Origin of the sequence: Sphingomonas mangrovi, assembly GCF_047975845.1 — a bacterium.
Lineage (GTDB): Bacteria > Pseudomonadota > Alphaproteobacteria > Sphingomonadales > Sphingomonadaceae > Sphingomonas.
This window is the reverse complement of record NZ_JBIUCZ010000009.1, coordinates 52,790-79,644: the sequence shown is the minus strand read 5'-3', so window position 1 is coordinate 79,644 and position 26,855 is coordinate 52,790. Positions and strand designations below refer to the sequence as shown.

22 protein-coding genes are annotated in these 26,855 nt (G+C 70.8%); 9 read left to right on the top strand and 13 right to left on the bottom strand.

The features are described 5' to 3' along the window. Positions 1 to 117 precede the first annotated feature (117 nt). From ACBY01_RS06685 to ACBY01_RS06670, 4 genes are read right to left on the bottom strand one after another with little or no spacing between them, the layout of a single operon-like run. Entirely contained in the window at positions 118 to 1,689 is a 1,572-nt protein-coding gene (locus ACBY01_RS06685; RefSeq protein WP_416460017.1) for a family 43 glycosylhydrolase, read from the bottom strand. Next, positions 1,689 to 3,446 carry a DUF885 domain-containing protein gene (locus ACBY01_RS06680; RefSeq protein ID WP_416460016.1) on the bottom strand — a complete coding sequence of 586 codons (1,758 nt, stop codon included), beginning with the start codon at positions 3,444 to 3,446 and terminating at the stop codon, positions 1,689 to 1,691. The genes ACBY01_RS06685 and ACBY01_RS06680 overlap by 1 nt, the downstream gene beginning before the upstream one ends. Before the next feature lie 38 nt (positions 3,447 to 3,484). After that, on the bottom strand, positions 3,485 to 4,489 hold the full coding sequence (locus ACBY01_RS06675) for an Ldh family oxidoreductase (protein WP_416460049.1): 1,005 nt from the start codon (positions 4,487 to 4,489) through the stop codon (positions 3,485 to 3,487). Between the two features lie 26 nt (positions 4,490 to 4,515). Continuing rightward, positions 4,516 to 6,900, bottom strand: coding sequence for a beta-L-arabinofuranosidase domain-containing protein (locus ACBY01_RS06670; protein WP_416460014.1), 2,385 nt, complete (start codon positions 6,898 to 6,900; stop codon positions 4,516 to 4,518). Positions 6,901 to 7,084: 184 nt separating this feature from the next. Between ACBY01_RS06670 and ACBY01_RS06665 the strand changes: the two genes are divergently transcribed. Both ACBY01_RS06665 and ACBY01_RS06660 read left to right on the top strand, forming a co-directional pair. Beyond that, the gene (locus ACBY01_RS06665) at positions 7,085 to 9,478 is read left to right on the top strand and encodes a S9 family peptidase (protein WP_416460013.1); all 2,394 of its coding nucleotides are present in this window, start codon (positions 7,085 to 7,087) and stop codon (positions 9,476 to 9,478) included. Between the two features lie 8 nt (positions 9,479 to 9,486). Then, entirely contained in the window at positions 9,487 to 12,228 is a 2,742-nt protein-coding gene (locus ACBY01_RS06660; RefSeq protein ID WP_416460012.1) for a DUF5695 domain-containing protein, read from the top strand. A 15-nt stretch (positions 12,229 to 12,243) separates the two neighbouring features. Here ACBY01_RS06660 and ACBY01_RS06655 read toward each other — a convergent pair whose 3' ends face one another. Then, entirely contained in the window at positions 12,244 to 12,480 is a 237-nt protein-coding gene (locus ACBY01_RS06655) for a hypothetical protein (RefSeq protein ID WP_416460011.1), read from the bottom strand. Between the two features lie 344 nt (positions 12,481 to 12,824). Between ACBY01_RS06655 and ACBY01_RS06650 the strand changes: the two genes are divergently transcribed. Further along, a complete protein-coding gene (locus ACBY01_RS06650) occupies positions 12,825 to 13,994 on the top strand; it encodes a PepSY-associated TM helix domain-containing protein (RefSeq protein ID WP_416460010.1) in 1,170 nt (389 codons plus the stop codon). After that, on the top strand, positions 13,991 to 15,343 hold the full coding sequence (gene hemN, locus ACBY01_RS06645) for an oxygen-independent coproporphyrinogen III oxidase (protein ID WP_416460009.1): 1,353 nt from the start codon (positions 13,991 to 13,993) through the stop codon (positions 15,341 to 15,343). The genes ACBY01_RS06650 and hemN overlap by 4 nt, the downstream gene beginning before the upstream one ends. A 94-nt stretch (positions 15,344 to 15,437) precedes the next feature. Here the strand turns inward: hemN and ACBY01_RS06640 are convergent, their stop codons facing one another. Then, a complete protein-coding gene (locus ACBY01_RS06640; protein ID WP_416460008.1) occupies positions 15,438 to 16,817 on the bottom strand; it encodes an alginate export family protein in 1,380 nt (459 codons plus the stop codon). A 323-nt stretch (positions 16,818 to 17,140) separates the two neighbouring features. Between ACBY01_RS06640 and ACBY01_RS06635 the strand changes: the two genes are divergently transcribed. Next, entirely contained in the window at positions 17,141 to 17,578 is a 438-nt protein-coding gene (locus ACBY01_RS06635; RefSeq protein ID WP_416460007.1) for a pseudoazurin, read from the top strand. A gap of 474 nt (positions 17,579 to 18,052) precedes the next feature. Here ACBY01_RS06635 and nirK read toward each other — a convergent pair whose 3' ends face one another. After that, complete coding sequence (nirK, locus tag ACBY01_RS06630) at positions 18,053 to 19,114, bottom strand: copper-containing nitrite reductase (protein WP_416460006.1); 1,062 nt, start codon at positions 19,112 to 19,114, stop codon at positions 18,053 to 18,055. Positions 19,115 to 19,217: 103 nt separating this feature from the next. After that, entirely contained in the window at positions 19,218 to 19,964 is a 747-nt protein-coding gene (locus tag ACBY01_RS06625) for a Crp/Fnr family transcriptional regulator (RefSeq protein ID WP_416460005.1), read from the bottom strand. A gap of 97 nt (positions 19,965 to 20,061) precedes the next feature. Here ACBY01_RS06625 and ACBY01_RS06620 point away from each other — a divergent pair, with 97 nt between their 5' ends. After that, entirely contained in the window at positions 20,062 to 20,511 is a 450-nt protein-coding gene (locus ACBY01_RS06620; protein WP_416460004.1) for a hypothetical protein, read from the top strand. Here ACBY01_RS06620 and ACBY01_RS06615 read toward each other — a convergent pair. Further along, positions 20,505 to 20,915: a response regulator gene (locus tag ACBY01_RS06615; protein ID WP_416460003.1), complete on the bottom strand. Its 411-nt coding sequence runs from the start codon at positions 20,913 to 20,915 to the stop codon at positions 20,505 to 20,507. The genes ACBY01_RS06620 and ACBY01_RS06615 overlap by 7 nt on opposite strands. 134 nt (positions 20,916 to 21,049) lie before the next feature. Between ACBY01_RS06615 and ACBY01_RS06610 the strand changes: the two genes are divergently transcribed. Both ACBY01_RS06610 and fixJ read left to right on the top strand, forming a co-directional pair. Further along, positions 21,050 to 22,606 carry a PAS domain S-box protein gene (locus ACBY01_RS06610; protein ID WP_416460002.1) on the top strand — a complete coding sequence of 519 codons (1,557 nt, stop codon included), beginning with the start codon at positions 21,050 to 21,052 and terminating at the stop codon, positions 22,604 to 22,606. Then, complete coding sequence (fixJ, locus tag ACBY01_RS06605; RefSeq protein WP_416460001.1) at positions 22,596 to 23,207, top strand: response regulator FixJ; 612 nt, start codon at positions 22,596 to 22,598, stop codon at positions 23,205 to 23,207. Before ACBY01_RS06610 ends, fixJ begins: the two co-directional genes overlap by 11 nt. Before the next feature lie 116 nt (positions 23,208 to 23,323). On the opposite strand, the gene ACBY01_RS06600 is transcribed toward fixJ, so the two are convergent. Next, the gene (locus tag ACBY01_RS06600; RefSeq protein WP_416460000.1) at positions 23,324 to 23,950 is read right to left on the bottom strand and encodes a NifU family protein; all 627 of its coding nucleotides are present in this window, start codon (positions 23,948 to 23,950) and stop codon (positions 23,324 to 23,326) included. Next, positions 23,947 to 24,180 carry a hypothetical protein gene (locus ACBY01_RS06595; protein ID WP_416459999.1) on the bottom strand — a complete coding sequence of 78 codons (234 nt, stop codon included), beginning with the start codon at positions 24,178 to 24,180 and terminating at the stop codon, positions 23,947 to 23,949. Before ACBY01_RS06595 ends, ACBY01_RS06600 begins: the two co-directional genes overlap by 4 nt. Before the next feature lie 127 nt (positions 24,181 to 24,307). On the opposite strand from ACBY01_RS06595, the gene ACBY01_RS06590 reads away from it, so the two are divergent. Then, a complete protein-coding gene (locus ACBY01_RS06590; RefSeq protein ID WP_416459998.1) occupies positions 24,308 to 24,997 on the top strand; it encodes an NnrU family protein in 690 nt (229 codons plus the stop codon). A gap of 69 nt (positions 24,998 to 25,066) precedes the next feature. Here ACBY01_RS06590 and ACBY01_RS06585 read toward each other — a convergent pair whose 3' ends face one another. Next, entirely contained in the window at positions 25,067 to 25,519 is a 453-nt protein-coding gene (locus tag ACBY01_RS06585) for a hypothetical protein (RefSeq protein ID WP_416459997.1), read from the bottom strand. 121 nt (positions 25,520 to 25,640) lie between these two features. Then, entirely contained in the window at positions 25,641 to 26,840 is a 1,200-nt protein-coding gene (locus ACBY01_RS06580; RefSeq protein WP_416459996.1) for an NnrS family protein, read from the bottom strand. Between the last annotated feature and the right edge of the window lie 15 nt (positions 26,841 to 26,855).

Sequence of the window (26,855 nt, the reverse complement as noted above, 5' to 3'; positions counted from 1 at the left end):
GGAATGCGGCTGCCTCGCCGAGGCGGGGATGGCGCGGACTGACATGACCGCCGACGCGCTCGCCGCGCTCAACCGTCAGGTGCAGGTGCTCCGCGACGCACTGGCCAAGGGCGCGCGCTAGCGTGGCGGCGCGGCGGTCGCGGCGCAGGGAGGCGCCGGCTCGGCGGGCGGGGCGGGGCGGGTGACGCGCGGGGCGAGCACCTCCCATTCCTGCACCGCCAGCGCGGCATTGCTGCCGCCGGCGTGCGACGCCTGGAACACCGCGCGCAGGCAGCGGGTGGTGACCGGCGCGAACCGAGTCTCCTGGAACGCATCGACCGCGGTGCCGTAGCGGTCGGGTCGCGGCACCGGCTTCCAGCCGCGGTCCCAGTATTCGATGCGCCAGCGCGCCGGCGGGGCAACACCCTCGCCCGACCCGGCGGGGTGGTCGGCGAAGAAGCGGATGCGCGATCCGTCGATCGTCACCGGCTGCGGCCAGCGGTACTCGATCCACTGCTGCGCGGGATTGTCGCCGGTCCAGCTGCCCCACATGTCGGGCGGCAGCGGCGACGCCTTGACGATGCCGTCGTTGAGCGCGCGGATCCAATATTGCACCGGGATCGGCTGGTTCGACGCGGCCGGCGTGGCCGCAGCGGCGATGTTGCGGGTCGGCGGCGGCACCGGCTGCGGCGCGCGGGTCGGCACCACCGGGCGGATCGCCGGCGGGGTGACGCCGTCGTCCCATTCGAGCCGGTCGAGCGCGACGCTGCGGCGGAAATGCCCCCCGCCCTCGGCATCGGCGGTGTGGTAGGCGAGATACCATTGGCCCCGGTACTCGACCGCGCCGGGGTGCGAGGTCGTCGAGGATACCGGCTTCAGCACCGTGCCGCGATAGGTCCATGGCCCCATCGGCGAGGGTGCGGTGCCATAGGCGATGCACGCATGGTAGACCGCCGGCGTGCAGGGCGAGTTCGGTCCCGCATTGTTGCCCGCATAGAGCAGATAATAGACGCCTTTGCGCTTCATCAGCCACGGCGCCTCGAAGAAGCCGGTGAGCCCCTCCACCGTAACCTCGCGCCCCTTGGGCGTCACCATGTCACGCTCCAGCTCGATCGCGCGCAGCTGGCCGAAGGTGCCCCAGTAGAGATAGATCCGGCCGTCGTCGTCGACCAGTACGGTCGGGTCGATGTTCTGGATCGCGTTCGCCTCGGGCACGCGCTGCGACACGATCGGTCCGGCGGGGTGCGCATCGACCCAGGGACCGGTGGGACTATCGGCGACCGCGACGCCGATCGCGAAGCGGTCCTTGGCGTCGCCCCCCGCCTCCAGCACCGGCGCGTAGAGGTAGAGCCGCCCGTCGGTGCCCTCGACGATCTGCCCGGCATAGGCGCGGCCGGGCTCGGCCCATCGGAACACCGCTTCGGGCCGGGCAATGGCGGGATAGTGCGTCCAGTCGCCCTTGGCCGGATCGCGGGTGGCGAGCAGCTGCCACTCGTTCATGATGAAGTCGTTGACGTCCGCCGGCGCCTCGTCGCGGCCGGCGAGGATGTAGAGCGTGTCGTCGAGCACCACCGGTGCGGGATCGGTCGAATAATAGCGCCCGTCCGCCAGGATCGGATTGCCGGCGCTGTGCACCGCCACGCCCTGCTGCGCCACAGCAGGCCCCCCGGCCACCGCGAGTGCGGCGAGTGCCGCCAGCGTCGTGCGCATCAGTCCTCGTCCGGATAGGGGCCCTTGCCACCGTCGGCGATCAGCTGGTCGACGCGCGCATCGACCACCGGCAGCGGCACCGAGCCGAGCTCGAGCACCGCGTCGTGGAAGGCGCGGATGTCGAACTTGGCGCCCAGCGCCTTTTCCGCCCGGGCCCGCGCGTCGAGGATCGCGAGCTCGCCGAGATAGTAGGACAGCGCCTGCCCCGGCCAGGCGATGTAGCGGTCGACCTCGGTCGTGATCTCGTGATCGGCGAGCGCGGTGTTGTCGTGGAGGTATTTCTGCGCCTGCTCGCGCGTCCACCCCTTGGTGTGAAGGCCGGTGTCGACCACCAGCCGCGCCGCGCGCCACATCTGGTAGCTGAGCATGCCGAACACCTCATAGGGCGTGTCGTACATCCCCATCTCTTCGCCCAGTGCCTCGCAATAGAGCGCCCAGCCCTCGCCATAGGCCGAGATGTAGCTGTCGCGGCGAAACGCCGGCAGCGCCGTGTTCTCGGCGGCGAGCGGCATCTGAAAGGCGTGGCCCGGCGCGCTTTCGTGCAGCGTCAGCGCCGGCAGCGAATAGAGCGGCCGCGCCGGCAGGTTGTAGGTGTTGACCAGGTAGATGCCCGGCCCGCCACGCCCGCCGGTGTAGAAGGGGGCGATCTCGTCGGGCACCGGCTTGATCGCGAAGCGGCTGCGCGGCAGCCGGCCGAAATACTGGCCGACCTTGCCGTCGAAGGTCTTGGCGATCCACGCAGCGCGGTCGAGCAGGTCCTGCGGCGTCTTCGCGTAGAAGCGCGGATCGGTGCGCAGGAAGGTGAGGAACGCCGGCAGGTCGCCCTGGAACTCGACCTCTTTCATCACCTCCAGCATGCGCGCGCGAATCTTCGCCACCTCGGCCAGGCCGATCGCGTGGATCGCGTCCGGGCTCTTGTCGAGCGTGGTGAACTCGCGGATCTTCGACTGGTAATAGGCCTTGCCGTCGGGAAGGCTGGTGGCGTCGAGCGGCGTGCGCGCGCCGGGGATGTATTCGGTGCGCAGAAAGGCGAGCAGCTTGGTGTGGGCGGGGACCAGCGCCTCGCGGATCGCCGCCTCGCCTTCCTTGCGCAGCGTCGCCTGGGTCGCCGCGGGAATCGTCGCCGGCATCTTGGCGAACGGCGCGTAGAAGGGCTGGTCGTCGAGCGACTTGGCCTCCGCCACCTCGGCCACGCCCGCGTCGCGCCCCTGCAGGGTGATCGCGGGCGGGGTGAAGCCGCGCTTCAGCCCGGCGCGCATGTTGACGATCTGCTGGTCGTAGTAGCGCGGCACCTCGCGCAGCATCGCGATGTAATTGCGATACTGCTCCTCAGTCTTGAGCGGCTCGCGCGCCCAGCCGGCGAGATTGCCCCAGAAGCTCGTGTCGGCGTTGAGCGGCTTCTCATACTCGCGATAGCGCTGTTCGGCGAGCAGCGCGTCGATCTGCGCCTTGTAGACCGCATAGTTGACGCGATTGGCGGGCGACAGCCGCGCCGGATCGATCGCGGCGAGCGCGCGCTCGGTATCGGTCCAGCGCTTCGTCTTCACCGCCTGCCATTCGGGGCCGACGTCGGGCAGCCGCTTGGGCGCGCTCTCCGGGCTGTCCTCGTCGGGCGCGGACTGGTGCTGCCGCCACTGCCATTCGGCGGTGTAGAGCGCCTCGAACCGCTGGTCGGCGGTCTGGCCGGGCTGAGGATGCGCCTGCGCCAGCGTCGCTGCGAACGCGGCGTCGAGCGCCGCCACCGGAGAAGAAACCATCAACGCCGCCCCAAGCAGAAACCGTGCTCCCCGCATGCCTATGCGTCCCCCGTCGTCAGTGCCATCAGATCGGCGTGCAGCGCCGCGGGCACCTGCACGCCTTCGGCCAGGCTGCGGCGGCGGGCGGCATAGCGCCGCGCCCCCGGCAACCGTGCGCCCTGCCCCTCGATCGCCGCGAACATCGCCTCCGCGCGTGAGAGGTGCTCGGCGACGCTCGCGCCCAGAAAGCCGGCCGGATCGATCGCGAGGATCAGCTCGCCGCCCAAGGGCGACGCGCCCGCGCCCTCGTCGGCCGCGATCGACTCGCGGCTGGTCCTGTCGCCGATCAGCGGGCCCGCGATCAGCTCGACCATCGCGGCGAGCGCCGAACCCTTGTGCCCGCCGAAGGTGCGCATCGCGCCGGCGAGCACCTCGGCCGGATCGGTGGTCGACCGGCCTTCGGCATCATAGCCCCAGTCGTCGGGCACCGGCTTGCCGGCGCGGCGGTGGAGCTCGATCTCCCCGCGCGCGACCGCGCTGGTCGCGAAGTCGAACACGAACGGATCGCGGCCGGGCCGCGGCCAGCCGAAGGCGATCGGGTTGGTGCCGAACACCGGCTCGGTGCCGCCCGCCGGCGCGACCCAGGCGTGGCTGGGGGTGAAGGCGAGCGCGACCAACCCGGCGTCGGTCAGCGCCTCGACCTCCGGCCACAGCGCGGCGAAATGGACGACGTTGTTGAGCGCCAGCGCGGCGATGCCGAACGCCTTGGCCTTTTCGATCAGCAGCGGCTTGCCGCGCTCGAACGCCAGCTGCGCGAAGCCGCCGCCGCCGTCGACCCGCACCAGTGCCTGTGCCGGCTCGCGCACCACCGGCACGGCATCCGTCGACACCCGGCCGGTGGCGATCGTGCGGGTGGCGACGAGCAGCCGATAGACGCCGTGCGATCCGCAACCGTCGCGCTCGCCCGCCACCAGCGTCTCGGCGACCGCGGCGGCGTGGTCGGCCGACAGCCCGGCGCCGGCGAGCACGCGGCGCGCAAGATCGCGCACCTCGTCCAGCGTCATCGCGACCGTGTCGGCCGCCGCCGCGCTCACGTCTTCGCGCCCGGCTTGGCGGTGAACAGACGGACGCCGAACACCGGCCCGGCGGTGCTGCGGTCGTGCGGCACGAACTTCACCTTCACGCTCTGCTTGCCCTTGGTGAGCGCTTCGGGGACGGGATATTCAACGTCGAAGAACTTGCCCAGCCGGTCGTTGTCGAGGTGCTGGGTGGCGAGCTTCACATTGTCGACCAGGATGTCGAAGTCGCGCGCGCGCTCGCTGCCCCAGTAGCTCGCCTGCAGCACCAGCGGCCCCGGCTTGGTCTTCATCGCGAACTCGAAATAGCCGCCGGAGCGCGCGTCTCGGCCGTTCTTGCCGCGATAGGTGACGGGATAGGAGATTTCCGACACCAGCGCATGGTCGCGCTCGGGCTGCATCTCGCCCAGGTGCATCACGTCGACCGAGCGCGCGGCGATGTCCTTGGTGCGCGCCTGTTCGGCGAGGAAGGCGACCTGCTCCTTCTGCCACGCCGTCTCGCTGAAGCGCTTGAAATAGACGGCGCTGCGGCGGTCGTACTGCGAATAGAAGGGCACGAAGTTCAGGTCCGCCGGCCGCAGCAGCCCGCGCGTGGCATAGGTCGCGCGGCCAGTCGCGGGGGTGAAGGCAGCGAGCGGCTGGTCGCCGACCATCGCAGGATCCGCCCCCTCCCAGTCGCCCTCCCCTGCGCCCAGGTCGGCGGCGAGCACCATCGGCCCGCGCACCACCGCCACCGTGTCGGGCGATCCGGGTGCGGATTCGAGCCGCAGGTCGAGCGGGAAGGTGATCGCGACCACGTCGCCCGCCTTCCAGCGGCGATCGACCACCGCATAGCCGTTGCCGACTGCCGGAGTGACGGCCTCGTCGTTCACCGTCACCTGCACCGTGCCACCGGCCCAGCCGGGAACGCGCAGCGCGATCGGGAAGCGCCCGCGCTTCCGGAGCGCGGCGAGCGTCAGCCGCGCGCCCGGCTCGAACGGATAGGCGGTGTCGAGCGTCACGTCGGCGCCGCGCGTCTCCCATTGCGCCTGGGCGGGAATGTAGAGGTTGACGATCAGGCCGCCCTCGCCCTCCCAGAAGATCGCCTCGCCGTGTTTGGCGTGGCTTTCCATGCCCGAGCCGACGCAGCACCAGAAGGCGTCCTCGTCGGGCTGCGAATAGCCGCGCTTGGTGCCCGTCATCAGCGGCGTCATGTAGGTGAAGCCGCCCGTCTTCGGGTTCTGCGCCGACATCACGTGGTTGAGGTGCGCGCGCTCGTAATAGTCGAACAGCGCGCCGTCCGGCTGCCAATGGTAGAGGTGCTGCGTCAGCTTGAGCATGTTGTAGCTGTTGCAGTGCTCGCAGGTCTGCTCGGTGATGTGGTCGGCGATCGTATCCGGCTCGGAGAAATACTCGCGGTCCGCGTTGCCGCCGATGACGTAGCTGTGGTGCTCGGTTACCGTCTTCCAGAAGAAGGCGGCGGCGTCGCGCTGCTCGGACTTGCCGGTGAGCTCGTGGAGCCGGGCGAGGCCGATCAGCTTGGGCACCTGGGTGTTGGCGTGGAAGTTGGCGAGCTTGTCCTCGCCCGCGACCAGCGGGTCGAGCACCTTGCGATCGTAGATCCGTTCGGCGACCGCCAGCCAGCGCTTGTCGCCGGTGCGCGCATAGAGCTCGGCATAGCTTTCGTTGAGGCCGCCGTATTCGCAGCCCAAGAGCTGCTGCATCTGCTCGTCGTCGAGCGCGGCGAACACCCGCTCGAAATAGCCGCCCAGGCCGGTCACGACCTCCAGCGCCTTCTTGTTGCCCCAGGCGCCGTGGACGTCGAGCAGCCCGGCGAACAGCTTGTGCACCGTGTAGAGCGGCGACCAGCTGCCGTTGAGGTCGAACCCGCCCGAGCGGATCTCGCCCTTCATCACCTCGGGAAAGATCTCCTCCCCGTCGACGATGGTGCCGTCCTTGCGCTTGCGGCCCAGCGCGCCGACGTAGCCGGTGCCGCGCTTTGCCTGCGCCTCGGCGAGTTCGTCGACGATATAGTCGGCGCGGCGGCGGCATTCGGGATCGCCGGTCTGCTGCCAGGTGAGCACCAGCGCGGTCATGTAGTGGCCGAGCGTATGACCCGCGATCGTGTCGCTTTCCCACCCGCCGTAGATCGGCGCCTTGGGCTCCAGCCCGGCATATTTGCGGAAGTTGTGGAGGAAGCGGTCGGGATCGAGCCGGTGGAGATAGCCGCGGTTGACCTCCACCGCCGTGGCATAGTCGGACGGCTTGAGCCGCACCGCATTCAGCGGCAGCGGCTTGGGCTTGGCCGGCAGCAGCGAGCCGTTGGCGCCGGCGACACGGGCGAGCGCGGGAGCACCCTGCGCGGCGAAGGCCAGCGTTGCGGCGCCGATCAGCAGCTCCCGGCGATTGCTCTGGATCACCTCATCCTCCCTGAAATACCGTATACGATTACGGTATGGCGGCCGGAGCGTCAACCGTTCGCCTCCGCTACCCCGCAGCTCAGATGATCGTATAAAGTATTTGACGCTGGTCCATGCAGCTGTTCTCATGGGTGTGTCGCGGGCCGAGGGGGCGCCGGGACCTGCTCACCGAGGAGATCCGCCGGTGCTTCGTCGTCCGCTGCTGCTTGCCTGCACCGCGTTGCTGATATCCAGCACGATCGCCGACGCCCAGCCGAGAACGCCCGGCCACCCGGCGCCCGCTGCGGCCCCCGCGCCGCCGACGCTGCCGACGCTGCCGACGCTGCCGACGCTGCCGATCGCCGCGCGCTATGCGGCCGGCGACCGCTATCTCGCCGAGTCGATGGAAAAGCTGATCGCCGACCGCGATCCGCACGCGACCTTCGTCGCTGGCGGACGCGGCATCCTGTTCCGGCGCGGTGCCCACGCCGCAGGCACGCTCTTCTTCCACGACATCGCCGCGGGCACGACCCGCACCGTCATCACCGAGCCGCAGCTCGCCACCGCGCTCGCCGCCGCCGCGCACGAGAAGGTCGCGCCCGGCAAACTGCCGATCGAGCGCGTCGACTATGATCCGCAGGCCGGCACGCTCAGCTTCGGCGCGTTCGACAAGCGCTGGACGCTCGCCGCCGACGGCACCCTCGCCGAAGCCGAGAAGGGCGCGGCGGACGGCCGCGACGCGGTGTCGCCCGACGGCCGCTTCCGCATCGGCGCGCGCGACTACAACCTGTTCGCGGTCGACCAGCGATCGGGCCGCGAGGTCGCGCTCACCATCGACGGCACGCGCGAGCAGCCTTATGGCCGCGGCATTCCCCAGCTCGCCGACATTCTGAAGGCCGGCACCGAGGAGCCGGAGATGCCGGTGTCGGTGCGCTGGTCGCCCGATTCGCGCCGCATCGTCAGCTGGCGGCTCGACACGCGCGGGGTCGAGCGACTGTCGGTCACGCAGGAGAACCCGCCCGGCAGCTTCTATCCGCGCAGCTTCCGCTACGTCTACCCGCTCGCGGGCGCGGCCAGGCTGCCTCAGGCAGAGCGGCTGGTGATCGACGTCGAGCAGGCGCTGCGCCGCCGCCGCGCGACGATCGTGCCGGTGCAGGTGCCGAGCGAATCGCTGCTCTACCCCGCCGATCCCGACATGGGATGGGAGGGCGACAAGGTTCGCGTCCAGTGGACCGAGCGCGGCTACGGCCAGCTGCGGGTCTATTCGGTCGATCCGCAAACCGGCGCCGCCACCGTCGTCGCGCGCGAAACCGTCAAGCCGATCGTCACCGTCACCTCGACCCAGCTGTGGCCGGCGCCCGACCTGGGCGGCACGCTCGCGGTCTCCGAACGCTCGGGCTGGGCGCAGCTCTATCTGGTGCGCCCCGACGATCCCGACGGCGGCATACCGCTCACCCGCGGCACCTGGGAAGTGATCGGCCTCGAACGCGTCGATGCCGAGGCGCGCGAGGTGCTGATCGCCGGCGTCGGGCGCGAGGCGGATCGCAACCCCTATTACCGCGGCCTCTATCGCGTGCGGCTCGACGGGTCGGCGCCGCAGCTGCTCACCCCCGAGCCGCTCGACCACGACACCAGCGTCTCCGAGGACGGTCGCTGGTTCCTCGACCGCATGTCGAGCCCGACGGTACCGACGCGCACCGTGCTGCGCGATGCCAGCGACGGGCGCATCGTGCTGGAACTGGGCAAGGCCGATCCCAGCGCGCTGATGGCGACCGGCTTCACCCCGCCCGAGCCGTTCACCGGCCTCGCCGCCGACGGCAAGACCGTGCTCCACGGCATGATCTTCCGACCGGCGAACTTCGATCCGACCAAGCGCTACCCGGTGATCGACAACGTCTACACCGGGCCCACCACCACCCAGGTGCCGACCAGCTGGGACGGCGCGGTGATGAGCAGCACCAACGCGCTGGCGCAGATCGGCGCGGTGGTGGTGATGATCGACGGGCGCGGCACCTCGCGCCGCGGCCAGGCATTCCGGCTGCCCGCCTATCAGAACCTGGGCGAGGTCGGCATCGACGACCATATCGCGATGATCCGCCAGATGGCGGCGCGCTACCCCTGTCTCGATGCCGGGCGGGTCGGCGTCTACGGCGGGTCGGCGGGCGGCTACGACGCGGCGCGCTTCATCCTGCGCCGGCCGGGCTTCTTCAAGGTCGCGGTGTCGTCGTCGGGCAACCACGACCTGCGGCTCGACAAGGCATGGTGGCCCGAGGTGTCGATGGGCTATGCCGATGATGCCACCTGGGAGCGCAACTCCAACCTGTCGGTCGCCGGCAACCTGGTGGGCAAGCTGCTGCTGATCCACGGCGACATCGACGACAACGTGCCGGTGACCGAGAGCTTCCGTCTCGCCAACGCGCTGATCCGCGCGAACCGCGACGTCGACATCGTCATCCTGCCGAACACCACCCACCGCGTGTTCCAGCCGTTCTTCTGGCGCAAGCTGCGCGACTATTTCACGCGCAACCTGCTCGACGAGGCGCCGCCGCCGCTCGCGCCGATCGTCCCCGAACCCACCACCGCCGCCGCCGCACGCTAGGAGCCCTTATGCGCACCGTCCGTACCCTGCCCCTCCTGGCGCTGCTCGCCGCCGTTCCGCTCGCGCCGGTGCTCGCCCCCGCCTGGGCGCAGGAGAAGCCGGCCAAGAAGGTCTACAAGCCGATCGCGCGCACCGCCTATCGCACCGCCGACTTCCGGCTGGAGCTGCGCAGCGACACGGGCACGCTCGCCCGGCTGTCGCCCCATGCCGAGCCGGCGTTCGACTTCGTGCCGGGCGGGCGCGAGGCGGAGCGCGCGGGGGACGGCTACGTCCACTTGGGCGATCTCAACCTGCGGCTGCGCACCCCCGGCGGCGCGTGGCAGGACTTCGCCTCGTCCCACCGCCGTGCGCCGGTCCGCAAGCTCGCCACGCGGCCCGGCACGCTTGCCTCCGCCGACATCACCGCGTCGATGGGCACGGGGTTCCCGCTCAAGGTCGAGCGGCGCTGGGCGACCGAGGGCAAGGCGGTGGCGCTGCGCTTCACCCTCACTAACCCGGGCAGCAGCCCGGTCGAGATCGGCGGGTTCGGCATGCCGATGGTGTTCGACAACATTATCCTCGATCGCGACCTGGAAACCGCGCACGCCCAGGCGAGCTTCGTCGACCCGTACATCGGCCGCGATGCGGGATACCTTCAGGTCACCCGGCTCAACGGCAAGGGACCGGCGCTGCTGGTGCTGCCCGAGCGCGGCACGCCGCTGGAGGCCTATCGCCCGATCCTGGAGAGCCGCTGGGCCGACAAGGGCGACGTGTTCACCGACCGCAGCCCGCGCGGCCAAGTATCGGAGGGCTTCTACGACTGGACGGTGGCCAGCAAGGGCTTCGCTGAAAAGGAGTGGAAGGACGCCGGCGAGCAGTGGAATGCGCCGACCAGCATCACGCTGGCGCCGGGCGAGACGCGCAGCTTCGGCGTGCGGCTGGTGCAGGCGCCGTCGATCCGCGGCATCGAGAACACGCTGGTGCAGCAGGCGCGCCCGGTCGCGGTCGGCATCCCCGGCTATGTCGTACCGACCGACATGGACGCGAGCCTGTTCCTGAAAAGCGCGCAACCGGTGGTGAAGGTCGAGAGCGAACCCGCCGGCGCGCTCACCGCCACCCCCGCGGCGCCCGTCAACGGCTGGGCGCGCTACGCGGTGCGCGGCCACGGCTGGGGTCGCGCGCGGCTGTCGATCACCTATGCCGACGACAGCGTGCAGACGGTCAGCTACTTCGTGACCAAGCCGCTGGGCGAGGCGATGGCCGACCTCGGCCGCTTCTCGACCACCAAGCAATGGTTCGACGACAAGGCCGATCCGTTCCACCGCGCACCCGCGATCCTGAGCTACGATCGCGAGGCCGACCGCATCCTCACCCAGGAAACCCGCGTGTGGATCGCGGGGATGAGCGACGAGGGCGGTGCCGGCGCCTGGGTCGCGGCGATGATGAAGCAGCTCGACAACCCCGACCGCGGCGAGGTCGCCAAGCTCGAGCGGCTGGTCGACGAAACGGTGGTCGGCAAGCTGCAGGTCGCCGACGGCCCGCACGCCGGCGCGGTCAAGAAGAGCCTGTTCTACTACGAGCCCAGCGAGCATCCCGGCTACTACGACCCGGACAAGAACTGGAAGAACTGGACCGCGTGGAACAAGGAGCATGCCGGCGACCTCGGCCGCTCGTACAATTATCCGCACGTCGCGATCGGCCACTGGGTGCTCTACCGGCTGGCGCGCAACCATCCCGGCATGGTCAGGACGCACGACTGGCGCTGGTATCTCGACCACGCGTTCCAGACGACCGTCGCGATGATGCGCGACGCGCCCTATTATGCGCAGTTCGGCCAGATGGAGGGCGACGTCTTCGTCGACATCCTCAAGGACCTAAAGCGCGAGGGGCTGACCGCGCAGGCGACCGAGATGGAGCGGCTGATGAAGGCCCGCGCCGACCATTGGAAGACGCTGCCCTATCCGTTCGGCAGCGAGATGGCGTGGGATTCGACCGGCCAGCCCGAGGTCTACGCCTGGATGCGCTACTTCGGCCATCAGCCGCAGGCCGACGAGACGCGCGAAGTGATCCTCGCCTACGACCCCAGCATCCCGAGCTGGGGCTACAACGGCAACGCGCGGCGCTATTGGGACTTCCTCTACGGCGGCAAGGTCGCGCGGATCGAACGGCAGATCCACCACTATGGCTCGGCGTTGAACGCGGTGCCGCTGTTCGATGCGTTCCGCGCCGATCCCACCGACAGCCACCTGCTGCGCGTCGCATACGGGGGGATGATGGGCGGGATCACCAACATCGACCAGCAGGGCTTCGCCAGCGCCGCCTTCCACTCCTATCCCGACAGGATGCAGTGGGACGCCTATACCGGCGACTACGGCATGGGCTTCTTCGGCCACGCCTATGCGACCGCCACCTATCTGGTGAACGACAAGAGCTTCGGCTGGCTGGCCTATGGCGGCAACCTGACGCAACAGGGCGGCACGCTCCACGTCGAGCCCAAGGACAGCGCGCGTACGCGGCTGTTCGTCGCACCTGCGGGGCTGTGGCTGACGCTGGAGGCGGGCAAAATCGACGCCGCCGACTACGATCCGGCGAGCGGCCGGGTCACGCTGACGCTGGCGGGCAAGGACCGCTTCACCCCCGCCGCGCGGCTGGTGGCGGAAACCACGGTCGCCGGTGCCCGCCCCTATGCGCTCGACGCGCCGGTCGAGCGCGGCGCCTACACCATCCCGCTGTCGGGCAAGGCGACTCAGGTGACGCTCACGCCGCGCTGACGCGGCGGCGCGGGTTCAGGCGGCGGCGTCGCCGGGACGCGGGGCGCCGCCGGCGTCCTTCGCGGGCCGATCGAGGAAGCGGGCGATCTCCTCGGGCGTCGGTTCGCGCGGCACGTCTTCGACGAGCGTGTCGATCGCCAGCTGGAGATGCGCCGTCGCCACGGTGCAGTGCGCGCGGTCGAGCAGCGCCAGCGCCATGCGCATCAGATTCTCCGCGACCTCCCGGTCGCCGCCACCGATCGCCTTGCTCATGCCTGCGGGCTTCCTTCTCGTACGACCTTCCCGGCAAGCGGCAACGCCTTCGGCAGCCGACCTATCCCTCCAGTCGGAGGGTGCCAAGCCGAGACGCCACCGCCCGCGCCGCCCGCGGGACGGATCGAAGGTTCGGGCCGGGCGGCGCGCGCGCCTCCTCGGGCGAACCCCCAGGTTGCGGGTCGGAGCCCGGCGGCCGACAAGCGCGGTGCCGTTGCGCGATCGCGAACGGCGGGACCGGACGGGGAAGCGAGACGATGCACCGCCTGTGGAGGCGCAGCGCGACGACGAGGGTACGCCCCCCGGCAGACCCCCGGCCCGATCGCCGCCAGCTGGTCGTTCGCGTGCATCTGTGGATCGGCGTGGTGCTGGGCGCGCTGTTCGCGCTGGTCGGCCTCACCGGCAGCGCGCTGGTCTTCTACCGCGGCATCGACGGCGCGCTGCACCCCGCCGTCCGCAGCGCGCCCGGTGCACGACCCGACAGCTGGGAGGCGGTGCTCGCGGCGCTGCGACGCGCCGACCCGACGCTTGCCGGCGGGTGGCGGATCGAGGTGCCGCCGGAGGGCGGCATCGTGCCCGCACGCTACATGGCGACGCCGGAGAGCCTGCACCGCGGCTTCGCACCGCGGCTCGCCTGGGTCGATCCGACGACCGGGCAAGTGGTGCGGCAGGAGCAATGGGGCGAGCGCGGGCTCAGCTGGATCTACGACCTCCACTATCGGCTGCTCGCCGGGCCGGCGGGCGGGACGCTGCTGGGCGTCGTCGGCCTGCTGTGCCTGGTGCTGATGGCGTCCGGCATCTACCTCTGGTGGCCGGCGACCGGGCGCTGGCGCATCGCGCTCACCGTCAAGCGCAACGCCTCGGCCCAGCGCCACGTCTACGACCTCCACAACGTCTCCGGTGTCTACGGGCTGGTGCTGCTCGCCGGCGTGACGCTGACCGGCGCGCTGCTCGAGCTGCCGGGCCAGGTCCACCCGCTGCTCGCCCAGATGAGTCCGCTGTTCGTCGCGCCGACGCTGCATTCGGCCGGCACCGGCCCGCGCATTTCCGTCGACGCCGCGGTCGCGGTGGCTACGCAGCGCTTTCCCGGCGCGAGGCTCGCCTGGATCGAGACGCCGGCCGATGCCCACGGCGTCTACCGGATCACCCTCGCCCAGCCGCACGAGCCGAGCCAGCGCTTCCCGCGCACCACCGTCTGGATCGACGCCCGCAGCGCGCGCGTGCTGGCGGTGCGCGATCCGCGGGCCGACGGTCGGGGCGACGTGCTGCTCAACTGGCTGCACCCGCTCCACAACGGCGAGGCGTTCGGCCTTTTCGGACGCCTGCTGGTGTTCGCGAGCGGACTGCTGCCGGCGGTGCTGTTCGTCACCGGCATCCTCCGCTGGCGGCACAAGGCGCGCGCCCGCCACCTGTTGCGGGCGCGGAGGTCCCCCATCCGGTGCGTACCCGAGGCGCGACCGGCGCCTGCCTGCGCTATCGCAAGCCGCTCCAGCCAATCAGGAGCCCGGACGTGACGCCAGAGATCGTCGCGCGCTACGCCGACCGGCCGTTGCCGCGCTACACCAGCTACCCCACCGCGCCGCATTTCGCACCCGGCATGACGCCCGAGCGCTATGCCGACTGGCTGGCGATGCTGCCGGGCCACGAGGTGGTGTCGCTCTACCTCCACGTCCCCTTCTGCCGCTCGATGTGCTGGTACTGCGGCTGCCACACCACTATCACCGCGCGCGACGCGCCGATCGCGCGCTACCTCGACGCGCTGCACCGGGAGGTCGACTGGGTCGCGCGCGCCACCGGGCAGCGGCTGCCGGTCGGCCACATCCATTTCGGCGGCGGCACCCCCAGCCTGATGCAGCCCGAGCAGTTCGTCGCGCTGATGGCGACGCTCGACGCCGCCTATGCGATCGACGCGGGGACCGAGGTCGCGATCGAGCTCGACCCGCGCACGCTCGACCAGGCGATGATCGACGCGCTGGCGCAGGGCGGCGTCACCCGCGCGAGCCTTGGCGTGCAGAGCTTCGATCCCGTCGTCCAGCACGCGATCAACCGCATCCAGAGTTTCGAGCAGACCGCCGCGGTCACCCGCAGCCTGCGCGCCGCCGGGGTCGCCGGGATCAACTTCGACCTGATCTACGGCCTGCCGCACCAGAGCGTCGCGTCCTGCCTGGACACCGTCGCGCAGGCGCTGACGCTCGCACCCGATCGCTTCGCGGTGTTCGGCTATGCGCATGTGCCGAGCTTCAAGATCCACCAGCGCAAGATCGACGAGGCGGCGCTCCCCGACGGTGCCGACCGCCACGCGCAGGCGGAGGCGATCGCCGAGACGCTGCAGGCCGCAGGCTATATCCGCATCGGCCTCGACCACTACGCCCGCCCCGACGACGCGCTGGCGATCTCGTTCGAGGAAGGGACGCTCCACCGCAACTTCCAGGGCTATACCACCGACGGCTGCGAGACGCTGATCGGCTTCGGCGCCTCGTCGATCGGGCGGCTGCCGCAGGGCTACGTCCAGAACGCGGTGCTGATCGGCGACTATCAGAAGCGGATCGCCGCATCGGGCACCGCCGCGACCAAGGTCTGCGCCTATGCGGGCGAGGACCGGCTGCGCGCCGCGATCATCGAACGGCTGATGTGCGATTATCGCGTCGACCTGGACGCCCTGTGCGCGCGGTTCGACGCCGATGCCGGCGCATTGCTCGCCGATGCGCCGCAGCTCGCCCCGCTGGTGGCGGACGGGCTCGCCGACGTACGCGGCACCGTCGTCGAGGTGCCGGAGGCGGCGCGCCCGCTGGTCCGCGTCGTCGCCGCCGCGTTCGACCAGTATCTCGGTCAGGGTCCGGTCCGCCACTCGCGCGCGATCTGAGATTGCCGCCGAAATCCGGTGCTCCTGCCGTCGCAGGAGCACCGACACCGCGAGAGAGGGCCGATCGTGACCGACCCCCTTGCCCCATCCCCCTTCAGAAGCGGAACTGCACGCTCGCCATGCCGAAGTCGATCGCGTCGCCGCCCGCGGCGCGGATCGCGTCGCCCGCGCTGTGGTGCAGATAATAGCCGCGCAAGGACCAGTGGCGGTCGAGCTGGTAGGTCGCGTCGAGCGAGGTGACCTGGCCGATCTCGCGCGGCGTCCCCGCCGTTCCCGCCAGCGCCGCCGCCGGGCCCAGATAGACCGCATCGGCGCGCGCCTCCTTCCACTTCCACTGCACCGCCGCCTCGACGCCCAGCCTGGGCGTGGGCTGCACGCGCACGCTCGGGCGCAGCGCGATCAGGTTGGCGAAGCTGGTGACGTTCGCCTCGTTGAAATGGGGGCCCTTGGGGAACAGCGGGTCGAAGGTGCCGAGCGTGCCGTCGCCGCGGCGATCGTCGCCCGATCCCGCGTCGAAGCGCAGCGCCAGCCGCGGCTTCCACGCCCCCGCCAGCGTATAGCCGAGGTCCGCCGAGGCTTCCCACGCGCGGATGTCCTGCCCCGCGAACCGCCCGCGCTGGAGCAGCGCCTCGACATCCCAATCCCAGCCGCCGGCCGCACCGCCGGTGCGCACGCCGATGCTGTGGCGATGTTCCTCGCCCGCCACGCCGCCGTAGCTCGCCACGTCGCGGTCGAGATAGAACCAATAGCCGTCGACCGTCCGGCTGCGCGCCGCATCCAGTCCCATCGACGCATAGAGCCCGCCGAACGCCTGCTCGTCGGCGCCGTGGTCGTCGAAGATGCCGTGGTCGAGCGTCACCGGATGGACGTAGAAGCCGTCGAGCTTGAGCGCACCGCGAAGGAAGGTGGCGCGCGCGCCGTCGAAGTTCTGGCGCACGTTGGTGCCGTCGCGGAACGAGACGAAGCGCTGGCTGGCGTTGAACGCCATCTCCTGCCGCCCGACCCGGATGGTGAGCCCCGCCGCCGGCTGTACCTCGACGAACAGTTGGTGGACGTCGAGGTGATCCTCGTCCGGCAGCGCCAGCAGCTTCTTGCCGAACGCCTCGTGCGCGCCGGCCTGCGCGAACACCCGCACCGCTTGGCCCAGGTGGAGATCGGCGTGGAGCAGCACGCGTTGGAGCAGATAGCTGTCCGCCTCGCGCCCGCCGATGCCGAACGCCGGACGGTCCATCGCCTCCGCGCGTTCGCGGAGCTCGCCTCCGAACGAGGCGTAGATGCTGCCGTCGGCGTCGAGCGGCACGTATTTGATCGCGTCCCAGTCCGAGCCGCGCTTCGCCGGGTCGGCGAGATAGCGATAGTCCTCGGCGGTGCGGTCGGGCTTGAAGGCGGGAGGCGCTGCCTGCTGGGCGAGCGCCGGCGGCGCGATCGATGCGGCGGCGGCGGCGAACAAGGTCGCGAGGCGGATCAGGGTCATGGCGGGTGTCCGGTCTGGATGGGGCTGCGGCCGCGGCGCGTGCCGCCGGCCGGAGAGAAGCGTGCGCGGCACGGCCGGCGCGGCGTCGCTGCGGCCGGGCGGCGCGGTCGCCCTCGATGATCCGATGTCGGCGAAACCCATGTTCCCCTACCCCCGTGCACGATCGTCCCGTGCACAGCGGTGGCAGCCGGCGGGCGGCATCGCTTGACCTGCCTCAAATGACCGGGACGCCTCGATTTTTTGATGCACGTCACACCCGCGGTGGGAGGGAGTGCCTAGACCGTGGGCAACGGGCAAGCACCCGCCAAGCCACGGAGATTTCCATGCGTATTCCCGCTCTGATCCTCGGCGCCGCAGCCGTCGTCGCGTTCGCAGCTCCCGCCCATGCCGGCCCGCCGAAGACCGTGAAGATGCTCAACAAGGGTGCTGCCGGGATGATGGTGTTCGAACCGGCGCTGGTCCGCGTGAAGCCCGGCGAAAGCGTCACCTTCACCCCCACCGATATGGGCCATGATGCCGAGAGCATTCCCGGCATGGTCCCCGCCGGCGCGCAGCCCTTCAAGGGCGCGATGAACAAGCCGATCACGGTCACCTTCACCAAGCCGGGCGTCTACGGCTTCAAGTGCACGCCGCACCTGGGCATGGGCATGGTCGGCGTTGTGGTGGTCGGCAATCCGACGAACCTCGCCCAGGCCAAGACCGTCACGCTGCCGGGCAAGGCCAAGACGGTGATGAGCGGATTGCTCGCCAGCGTGAACTGAGCCCCGCCTCACCCCGCGAGCGACGGGCGCCGTCCGGAAGGGCGGCGCCCGTTTTCGTGTGGGCGGTTGCGCCGCGGCGGCAGGCGGGCGGCCACGAGAATACCGGCCGCATTGCCTCCGCGCAGGCGCAAGCCAGATGCCATGCAGAACCGCGGATGGAGGCGCGTGGAACCCTGGGCTCCCGCCTGCGCGGGAGCACGGTCCCGGTCGGCACCTTGAACAGGGACTAGCTTGAGTCGCGAGAGCGCCCGGTCGTCTCACCTCGTCATGCTGACGGAAATCAGCATCCAGACACGCTACCCTTTCCAAGTCCCACCACCGCTGCGGCAATGGATCCTGACTCCCGTCAGGATGACGATCGGAAGAGGCAAGGGCGGTTGCCCCGCCGCCCACGCACAAACGCCCGCGCGGAGGACCGCACGGGCGCTTGCGTGGCGGAAGGCGGCCCGGGTGTCGCCCGGGCCGCCGCTCCGGTCAGTGGCCGGTGTTCGCGTTGGGATCGAGCGGCTGGGCGGGCTGGAAGAGGGCGGGCTGTTGCGCGCCCTCCACCACCAGCAGTCCCTTCAGGCCCCGTTCCATGCGGGAGAGCGCATGGTCGACGAGCACGAAGTTGCCGGGGACGTCGACCTTGAACTCGGCCATCGCCGCGCCGCCCGGCGGCACCGTCATCGTCTGGACGTCGGTCATCGGCGCGGAAGTGATCGACGCGAGCGGATAGGCCCGGTCGAAGATCTCGCCGATGACGTGGAAGCTGGAGGTCTTGTTGGGACCGCCCACCCCGAAGAAGATGCGCACGCTCTCGCCCACCTTCGCCTTCAGCGGCCGCTTGGCGAGCGCGTCGGCGGCACCGTTGAACACGTAATATTCCGGGGTTTCGGCGAGCAGCTTGTCGAGGCTCTCGGTGAGCTCGCCCTTGGTGCCATGCGCTTCCTCGGTGTAGATCTCGCCCTGCATCACGTAGAATTCGTGATCGACCTTCGACAGGCCCTCCTCCGGCTCGACCAGGATCAGCCCGTACATGCCGTTGGCGATGTGCGAGGCGACCATCGGCGTCGCGCAGTGATAGACGTAGAGACCGGGGTTGAGCGCCTTGAAGGTGAAGCCCTTGGTCTCGCCCGGGCCGGCCATCGTCGCCACCGCGCCGCCGCCGGGGCCGGTCACCGCGTGGAAGTCGACGTTGTGCATCATCACGCTGTCGGCGGCGTTCTTCATCGTCACCTCGACGGTGTCGCCGACGCGGACGCGGACGAACGGCCCGGGCACCTTCCCGTTGAAGGTCCAGTAGTGATAGCTGGTGCCGTCATCGAGCTGGCCGGTGACTTCGACGGTGTCGAGATGCACGCGCACGGTTTCGGGAGACCGCCGCGCGATCGGCGCCGGAAGATCGGTCGCGTCGCGCACGACGTCGCCCGTCTTCGCGGCGGCCGCGCTCGCCGGTGCGGCATGGGCATGATCTTGTGCCAGCGCCGGCGCGCCGATCAGCGCCGCGCCGAATGCCGCGATGCTCGCTTGGACAAACAGGCTCTTCTTGAACATCTTCCATGCCCCTTCTTGGTGTCGGAAGCGGCATAGCGGGGCAGTGCGGACGTCACTTGAGGAGGATCAATTGGCGGCGGTGCCGGCGCAGTTTTGATCCATCTCACGCCGCCGACGTGCCGGTGCCCGCCGCAAGCCGGTTCAGTCCGTCGCGGTCGAGGATCTGCAGCTCGTGGACGCTGACGGTGCGGACCAGCCGCGCCGCCTTGAGCGCGCTCAGCTCGCGGCTGACCGTCTCGATGCGCAGTCCCAGATAATCGGCCATGTCGGTGCGCGACATCGGCAGCAGCGCGCGCAGCGGCTCGCCCGGCCGTTGCGGGCTGTGGCGCGTCATCTGGAGCAGGAAGCTCGCGACGCGCTCGGTCGCGGTCTTGCGGCCCAGCAGGATCATCTGGTCGCGCGCGGCGGACAGCTCGTTGGCCGCCGCCGAGTAGAGCCGGCGCTCCATCTGCGGATGCGCCTCGACGAAGCCGTCGAACCGCGCGCGAGAGAAGCGGCAGAGCTGCGCCTCGCACACCGCCTCGGCGGTGAAGGGATGCTCGTCCTCCAGGGTGAGTCCCAGGAAGTCGCCGGGAAAGGCGAAGCCGGTCACCTGGCGCCGCCCGTCGGGCAGCAGGATCGACAGCCGCAGCACCCCGCGGGTGACGCTGAACACCTCGGTCGCGACCTCGCCCTGCCAGCACAGCGCCTCGCCGGCTGCGAGCAGCTTCGACGTGCCGCTGCGGCGGAACTCGGCGAGATCCTCGCGGCCCAGCGAATTGCACACGGCGGCGTCGCGGACCGGGCAGTCGAAGCACGGATGATCGCACGCCAGCGCCCGGTCCTCGCAACGCGGATCGGTGAGGTACATCGAAAGACTCCCGGATTTTGAGAAGTGAGGCAGGTCAACGCGACGCCCGCCCGGCGGCGTAGCAGGGGCGACACCCGTCGCTGCGAGCAGGTCCGTCATGCCGCTATTTTCCGTAACGGAGATGCAGCCGCGCGATGCCGCGGAGGCCTATCTCCTCGTCCGCATCGTCGCGCCGGCGGTCTCGCCCGAGCGATGGGCGGACTTCGTCACCACGCGCCCCGCCGGCATGCCGCTGCTGGTCCTGCAGACCTGCGACGGCGGCGTCTTCGGCGTCGCCAGCTACCGCATCGTCGCGCACGGCGACGGTCGGGTGATGCTGGTCGACACGTTCGTCACGCTGGAGGTCAGCGCCGCCGGGCGCGGCCGCCGGCACCTGACGGCGGCGCTCGAACAGCGCGCCGCCGAACTCGGCGCGCACGCGCTGGTCCAGCCGATCCCCGGCGACGGGCCGCTGCGCAACCACGTCGCACTCGACGCCGACACCGCACCCATCGGCGGCTGGACGGCTCACACCGCTGCCGACCTCCAGCCGCGCGCCGCTCATTGAACCGGCTCCTGGAACGGTCCCGCGACCGAGCGGATCGTGGCGGCGAGGGCGTGGGAGAGCAGCGGCTTCTCGATCAGCCGCGCACCGGCGTCCTCGATCCGCCGGCGCAGCCGCCGGCTGGGGTTGCTGGTGAGCAGGATCGCGGGCGAGCGCACGCCGGAGGCGCGCAACCGGCCGAGCAGCGCCAGCCCGTCGGTCCCCGGCAGGCGGTGGTCGAGCACCAGGCAGCGGCTGTCCTGCGGCGCGCCGAGCGCGAGCAGCGCGTCGGCGGTCTCGTAGGCGCCGACGACGAATCCCTCCACCTCCAGCGCGAAGGCGACCGCGGCGCGCACCGCGGCGTCCGCGTCGACCAGCAACACCCGGGCGCCGACGGCGCGGGATTCTTCGGGAGGAAAATCGGCCATGATCGTCGATGCTCAGGCGGCGCGATCGCGGCGGCCGGGGGCGAACGACATGGCGTTGTATTCTCCGTTCGACGCGTGCACCTGCGCTCTGCGTCTGCAAGAACGGCCTAGGCGCAGCCAGCGGGAGCGGAAACTTGGGTGTTCATCCTACGGCGGGTACCGGAGTTGAGCCGCCGACGCGGCGCACGCTTCGGCCGGCGCTGAAGGGCCGCGTTCCGGTCGCGTTCGTCGAGCATGCCAACGCCTCGCTCTCGACGCTGGCGGCGCTGGCGATCCTGGGCATCGGCTTCGCGGCACGGCTGGGGTTCGACCCGCTGCTCGAAAAGCGCGCGACCTTCATCTTCTTCGTGCCCGGCGTCGTCGCGGGGGCGAGCGGCGGCTTCTGGCCGGCGATGGTCGCCGGCATCGTCGGCGCCGCAGCCGGGCTCACCGCCGACGGCATGACGGGCGAGCTGCTGTTCGGCGACTGGGTGGCGGCGGCGGTGTTCGTATGCGTGTGCACCGTGGTGGCGGCGGGCGGCGGGCACCTCCAGCGCGCGCGCCGGCGCGAGGCCGACAGCACCCGCGAGCTCGCCCAGCGCGAGGCGCACCTCACCTCCATCCTGCGCACCGTCCCCGACGCGATGATCGTGATCGACGAGGCGGGGCTGATCCAGGATTTCAGCGACACCGCCGAGCGCCAGTTCGGCTGGAGCGCCGAGGAAGTCACCGGCAAGAACGTCAAGATGCTGATGCCCTCCCCCTATCGCGAGGCGCACGACGGCTATCTCCAGCGCTACAGCCGCACCGGCGAGCGGCGGATCATCGGCATCGGCCGGGTGGTGGTGGGCGAGCGCAAGGACGGCTCGACCTTTCCGATGGAGCTGGCGGTCGGCGAGATGCAGCTGCCCGAGGGGCGCTTCTTCACCGGCTTCGTCCGCGACCTGACCGAGCGCCAGCAGACCGAGACCCGGCTGCAGGAACTGCAGAGCGAACTCGTCCATGTCTCGCGGCTCACCGCGCTCGGCGAAATGGCGTCGGCGCTGGCGCACGAACTCAACCAGCCGCTGAGCGCGATCGGCAACTATCTGATGGGCAGCAAGAAGCTGCTGACCCGCGATCCCGTGCCCGTCGACCGCGTCGCCGATGCGGTCGAGCGCGCCGGCAAGGAGACGCTGCGCGCCGGCGAGATCATCCGCCGCCTGCGCGACTTCGTGGCGCGCGGCGAGACCGAGCGGACGGTGGAGAGCCTGCCCAAGCTGCTGGAGGAGGCAAGCGCGCTGGCGCTGGTCGGCGCGCGCGAGCACGGCATCCGCGTGCGCTTCCACCTCAGCCCGGAGGTCGAGCTGGTGCTCGCCGACCGCGTGCAGATCCAGCAGGTGATCCTGAACCTGCTGCGCAACGCGGTCGACGCGATGATCGACAGCGCGCGGCGCGACCTGACCGTCTCGCTCAAGCCCGCCGAAGACGGCATGGCGATCGTCAAGGTGGCGGATACCGGCCCGGGCATCCGGCCCGACGTCGCCGACCAGCTGTTCCGCCCGTTCGTCACCACCAAGCGCACCGGCATGGGCGTGGGGCTTTCCATCTGCCGCACGATCGTCGAAGCGCATGGCGGCAAGATCTGGGCGGGACCGAACGAGGGAGGCGGCGCGGTGTTCCGGTTCACCGTGCCGCGGATCGACAAGGAGGAACTCACCGATGGCGACTGAGCCCGTGGTGCACGTGATCGACGACGACGAAGGCGCACGCACCTCGCTCGCCTTTCTGCTCGACTGCGCCGATCTTCAGACGCGCACCTATGCGTCGGCGGTCGAGTTCCTGGCGGCGGTGCCGACGATGGCGCACGGCTGCATCATCACCGACGTCCGCATGCCCGAGATCAGCGGCATCGAACTGCTCGGCAAGCTCCAGGCGCTGGGCGTCACCGATCCGGTGATCGTCATCACCGGCCATGCCGACGTGCCGATGGCGATCCAGGCGATGCACGCCGGCGTCTCCGACTTCATCGAGAAGCCGTTCAGCGACGATGCGATCCTCTCGGCGGTGCGCACCGCGCTCGCCAAGCACCAGAGCCGCCACGAGCTGGAAAGCGAGCGCGACGAGATCGCGCGCCGGCTCGCCACGCTGTCGGGCCGCGAACGCGAAGTGATGGAGGGGCTGATCGACGGCAAGGCGAACAAGGTCATCGCCTTCGACCTCGACATCAGCGCGCGCACCGTCGAGGTCTATCGCGCCAACGTCATGACCAAGACGGGCGCACGCACCCTGTCCGAACTGGTGCGCATGGTGATGATCACGCGGCTGGCCTGAGGGAGCGTCGCTCCCGCCCGTTTCCGTTGTCTCGAGTAGGGATCGAGCTTGTCGAGAGCCCGTATCGACAGGCTCGACGGCTGATCGAGGCGAACGAGGGTAAACGGCTTCGCCCCCTACCCCGCCTTCGTGCCCCATTTCGCGGCGACCCAGTCGCGGAAGCGCGCCTTGGGATCGACCTTCTCGGCGAGCGTCTCCGCCTCCGCCGCGACTCGCCGGACTTCGGGCACCCAGTGGCGGATGGTGCGCGCGATGCCTTGCTTGAGCGTCATGCTGCCCGACGGGCAGCCGCCGCATGCGCCCTCCATTCGCACCCAGGCGGTGCCGTCGGCGGGATCGTAGCGGACCAGCACCGCGTCGCCGCCGTCGGCGGCAAGACGCGGGCGGACGTGGCGGTCGAGCACCGCCTCGATCTGCTGCCCGACGGCGCCGTCGTGCACCGCGCGCGGCGCCGCCGCCGGCTGCGAGGGCGCAGGGCGATCGAGCCAGTCGAGCAGCGTCAGCGCGATCTCGGGCCGGAGCGCCTTCCAGTCGACCGAGGCGTCGAGCCGCACCACCGTCACGAACTCGCGCCCGAGCATCACCCGCGCCACGCCCGGCAGCGCCAGCAGCTCGGCGGCGAGCGGATCGGCGGCGGCGGCGCCGCGGTCGTACTGGCGCGGACCGCCTTCCGACACAATGCGCCCTGGCAGCACGCGCAGCGCGTCCGGGTTGGGGGTCTGCTCGAACTCGATTCCGCTCATGTTCGCGCGACCCCGGCCGGTCTTGGCGGCGCGGCGACGAACCGCTGCCGCAGTCGCGACACGAGCGTGACGCCGCAAGCGTGGCGCGCAGGCGCGGCGGTCGCGCCTGCGTCCGCCTGCGGGGCGCCGGCCTCGCCGAGATCGGGAATCGGGAACGGCATCATCAGGCTGGCGCAGGGCCAAATGGCTGCGATATCTCGCGCATCGGGCGCGCGATCCTGGTCCGGCATCTCTCGTCCTCCGCTGCTGGGAACGAGGCGAGCATGCCGCCGACGTCGCCGCCGGCACAGATGGATGAGGTCCCTAGGGGCTCTACCGGAGGCGAGCGGGAGCGCCGAACGCGGCATAGCCGGCGCCATGACCGAGTTCTTCGCCGCGCTCGCGCTGTTCCTGCTCAGCCACAGCATCCCCGCCCGCCCCGCGACTCGCGCGCGCCTGGTCGGCGCGGTCGGGCTGCGCGGCTATCTGATCGGCTATTCGATCCTGTCGCTGGGGTTGCTCGCATGGCTGATCGGGGCGGCGACGCGGGCGCCGTTCGTGCCGCTATGGGACCTCACGCTTGAGCAGTATTACGTGCCGGTCGTGCTGATGCTGCCGGCGTTCCTGCTGTTCGTGGGTGGGGCGATCGCCGCCAATCCGCTGTCGATCCGCTTCCGCGGTGCCCGCTTCGACCCCAAGCGGCCGGGGATCGTCGCGATCACCCGCCACCCGATCCTGTGGGGGTTCGTCCTGTGGGCGGCGAGCCACGTCGTGCCCAACGGCGATCTGGTGTCGGTGATCCTGTTCGGCGGCTTCGCCCTGTTCGCGCTGCTCGCCATGCCGCTGATCGACCGCCGCAAGCGCCGCGCGCTCGGCCCCGAGTGGTCGGTGCTGGCCGCGCGCACCTCCCGCCTGCCCTTCGCCGCGCTGCTCGCCGGCCGCACCCGGCTGCGCTGGCGCCGCGGCGACCTGCTCGCGACGCTGGCGCTGGGCTGCGGCCTCTACGCGGCGATGTTGTGGCTCCACCCGCTGCTGATCGGCCCCGACCCGACGATCGTGTTCGGGTGAGGCAGCGTACAGGTCGCAGGTTAACGCTCGCCGACGATCCTGAGCCGGCGGATCGCTAGCGCCGCGGGCTCAAGCGCATAGGTGGCCGACGCAGTCGCCGCACAGCGTCAGGAGCGGCGCGTCGCCTTCCGGATCCTTTTCCCAGACGACGGCATGACAGATCCCCGCCTCCTTCATGGCGTGGAGCGTCCTCACATAGTGCCCGAAGGTTTGCGCCTCTCCCAAGCCCACGAAGAGGATCGGCCCGTCGCGCGTCATGTTGCCGCTCGCCACAGCAGTCTCGTCTGCGAAGCGCCGGAGGTCCGGCACGGCGCGGCCGGAACGCTCCCAACCGCCGTCAGCCAGGATCGGCCGGTCGCCCGGCGGCGGGACGGAGAATCCTACACTCTCGATGCGCAGCGACAATGCCGGACGGGCTCCAGCGGCGGGCGCCGGCATATGGGCGAAGAGAAAGACCGCATTTGCCGCGAGCAACACGCCCGCGGCCACCAGGAGCACGGTACGCCGCGAGCGGTGGATCATCGCTCCATGCTACAGCTTCGGCGCGTCCGACAATCGGGTGCGTTCGCTGCTGATCGCGCGGCGTTTACGACGCCGTCCCCTCTGGGAACCACCGGCGCGGAGGCGGCAGCGAGCCGCCGCCCTACGGCTTGCCGTCCGGCCGTGCGCCGAGCAGCTTGGGCGCATAGGCGACGGCGAACAGCAGGAAGGCGCCGCCCCACAGCGTGCCCGCCACCTCGATGCTGCGCTGGTAGTCGATCGGCAGCGCCGGCGCCGCCACGCGCAGCGCCGCGCCCAGCGTCACCAGCCCGTAGATCGCCCTGGTCCAGCCGTCGGCGCGCAGCGCGCGGCCGGTATGGCCCAGCGTCGCGCGGGTCATCACCGCCAGCGTCATCGACGCCATCGATCCGGCGCCGAGCGCGTGCAGCGCCGCCGACGCCGGGATGCACCAGACGAAGGCGCTGGCGCCGAGCAGCAGCAGCCCGAGCGGCAGCCACGCGTAGGACAGGTGCAGGATGAAGACGAGTGGGTCGCGGAGCGTCCGCAGCCCCGACCAGCGCGCCAGCCGCACGGTCTGGAGCAGCCCCGCCGCGATCAGCAGCACCGCGACCAGCGGCGCCTCGGGCAACGCGACCCAGCCGAGCAGCGCGACGCCGGTCGCCACGAGCGTCGCGATGTCGAACCGGTCCGGCTGCGCGGGGAGCCCCTGCTGCCGCCCCTGCTTGGCCAGCCAGTTGCGAGTGAAGGAGGGGATGATGCGGCCGCCGATCAGCGTCACCAGCTGCAGCACCACCGCGAAGCCCAGCCGCCAGCCGAAGCCCGTCGGCACCGCGGCGCCCAGCGCCTCGGCATGGTCGAGCGCGCTCGCCAGCGTGAACAGCGCGACCGCGACGACGATCGGCAGGTTGCGGTTCTTGGCGGCGAGCACCTCGCGCGCGGCGACGAAGGTCAGCGTGGCGAGGAAGCCGATGTCGAGCAGCAGCGCCGGGACGATGCCCGTGTGCGCGGAGAACAGCACCGCCAGCCTTCCCGCGAGCCACAGCCCGGCGAGCGCCGCCAGCCGCGCGCCGGCGATCGGCAGCCGTCCGGTCCAGTTCGGGATGGCGGTCATCAGGAAGCCGGCGACGATCGCGCCGAGATAGCCGAACAGCATCTCGTGCCGGTGCCAGGCGAGCGGATCGAAGCGCGTCGGCAGCTCGACCGCGCCCGAAAGCGCGGCCACCCACAGCAGCACCACCACCAGCGCCCACACCGCGCCCCCGAAGAAAAACGGTCGGAAGCCCCCGCGCAATAGTGGCGGGAGCCGCATCAGCCGGTCGTGGCGGGCGTTCTCGGCTCTCATCGTCTCAATCCCGTT

Bases quoted from the DNA above. Each gene is read 5' to 3' on its own strand.
- ACBY01_RS06685 (WP_416460017.1), bottom strand. From the start codon at position 1,689: ATGCGCACGACGCTGGCGGCACTCGCCGCACTCGCGGTGGCCGGGGGG.
- ACBY01_RS06680 (WP_416460016.1), bottom strand. From the start codon at position 3,446: ATGGTTTCTTCTCCGGTGGCGGCGCTCGACGCCGCGTTCGCAGCGACG.
- ACBY01_RS06675 (WP_416460049.1), bottom strand. From the start codon at position 4,489: ATGACGCTGGACGAGGTGCGCGATCTTGCGCGCCGCGTGCTCGCCGGC.
- ACBY01_RS06660 (WP_416460012.1), top strand. From the start codon at position 9,487: ATGCGCACCGTCCGTACCCTGCCCCTCCTGGCGCTGCTCGCCGCCGTT.
- ACBY01_RS06655 (WP_416460011.1), bottom strand. From the start codon at position 12,480: ATGAGCAAGGCGATCGGTGGCGGCGACCGGGAGGTCGCGGAGAATCTG.
- ACBY01_RS06640 (WP_416460008.1), bottom strand. From the start codon at position 16,817: ATGACCCTGATCCGCCTCGCGACCTTGTTCGCCGCCGCCGCCGCATCG.
- ACBY01_RS06635 (WP_416460007.1), top strand. From the start codon at position 17,141: ATGCGTATTCCCGCTCTGATCCTCGGCGCCGCAGCCGTCGTCGCGTTC.
- nirK (WP_416460006.1), bottom strand. From the start codon at position 19,114: ATGTTCAAGAAGAGCCTGTTTGTCCAAGCGAGCATCGCGGCATTCGGC.
- ACBY01_RS06625 (WP_416460005.1), bottom strand. From the start codon at position 19,964: ATGTACCTCACCGATCCGCGTTGCGAGGACCGGGCGCTGGCGTGCGAT.
- ACBY01_RS06620 (WP_416460004.1), top strand. From the start codon at position 20,062: ATGCCGCTATTTTCCGTAACGGAGATGCAGCCGCGCGATGCCGCGGAG.
- ACBY01_RS06615 (WP_416460003.1), bottom strand. From the start codon at position 20,915: ATGGCCGATTTTCCTCCCGAAGAATCCCGCGCCGTCGGCGCCCGGGTG.
- fixJ (WP_416460001.1), top strand. From the start codon at position 22,596: ATGGCGACTGAGCCCGTGGTGCACGTGATCGACGACGACGAAGGCGCA.
- ACBY01_RS06600 (WP_416460000.1), bottom strand. From the start codon at position 23,950: ATGAGCGGAATCGAGTTCGAGCAGACCCCCAACCCGGACGCGCTGCGC.
- ACBY01_RS06595 (WP_416459999.1), bottom strand. From the start codon at position 24,180: ATGCCGGACCAGGATCGCGCGCCCGATGCGCGAGATATCGCAGCCATT.
- ACBY01_RS06590 (WP_416459998.1), top strand. From the start codon at position 24,308: ATGACCGAGTTCTTCGCCGCGCTCGCGCTGTTCCTGCTCAGCCACAGC.
- ACBY01_RS06585 (WP_416459997.1), bottom strand. From the start codon at position 25,519: ATGATCCACCGCTCGCGGCGTACCGTGCTCCTGGTGGCCGCGGGCGTG.
- ACBY01_RS06580 (WP_416459996.1), bottom strand. From the start codon at position 26,840: ATGAGAGCCGAGAACGCCCGCCACGACCGGCTGATGCGGCTCCCGCCA.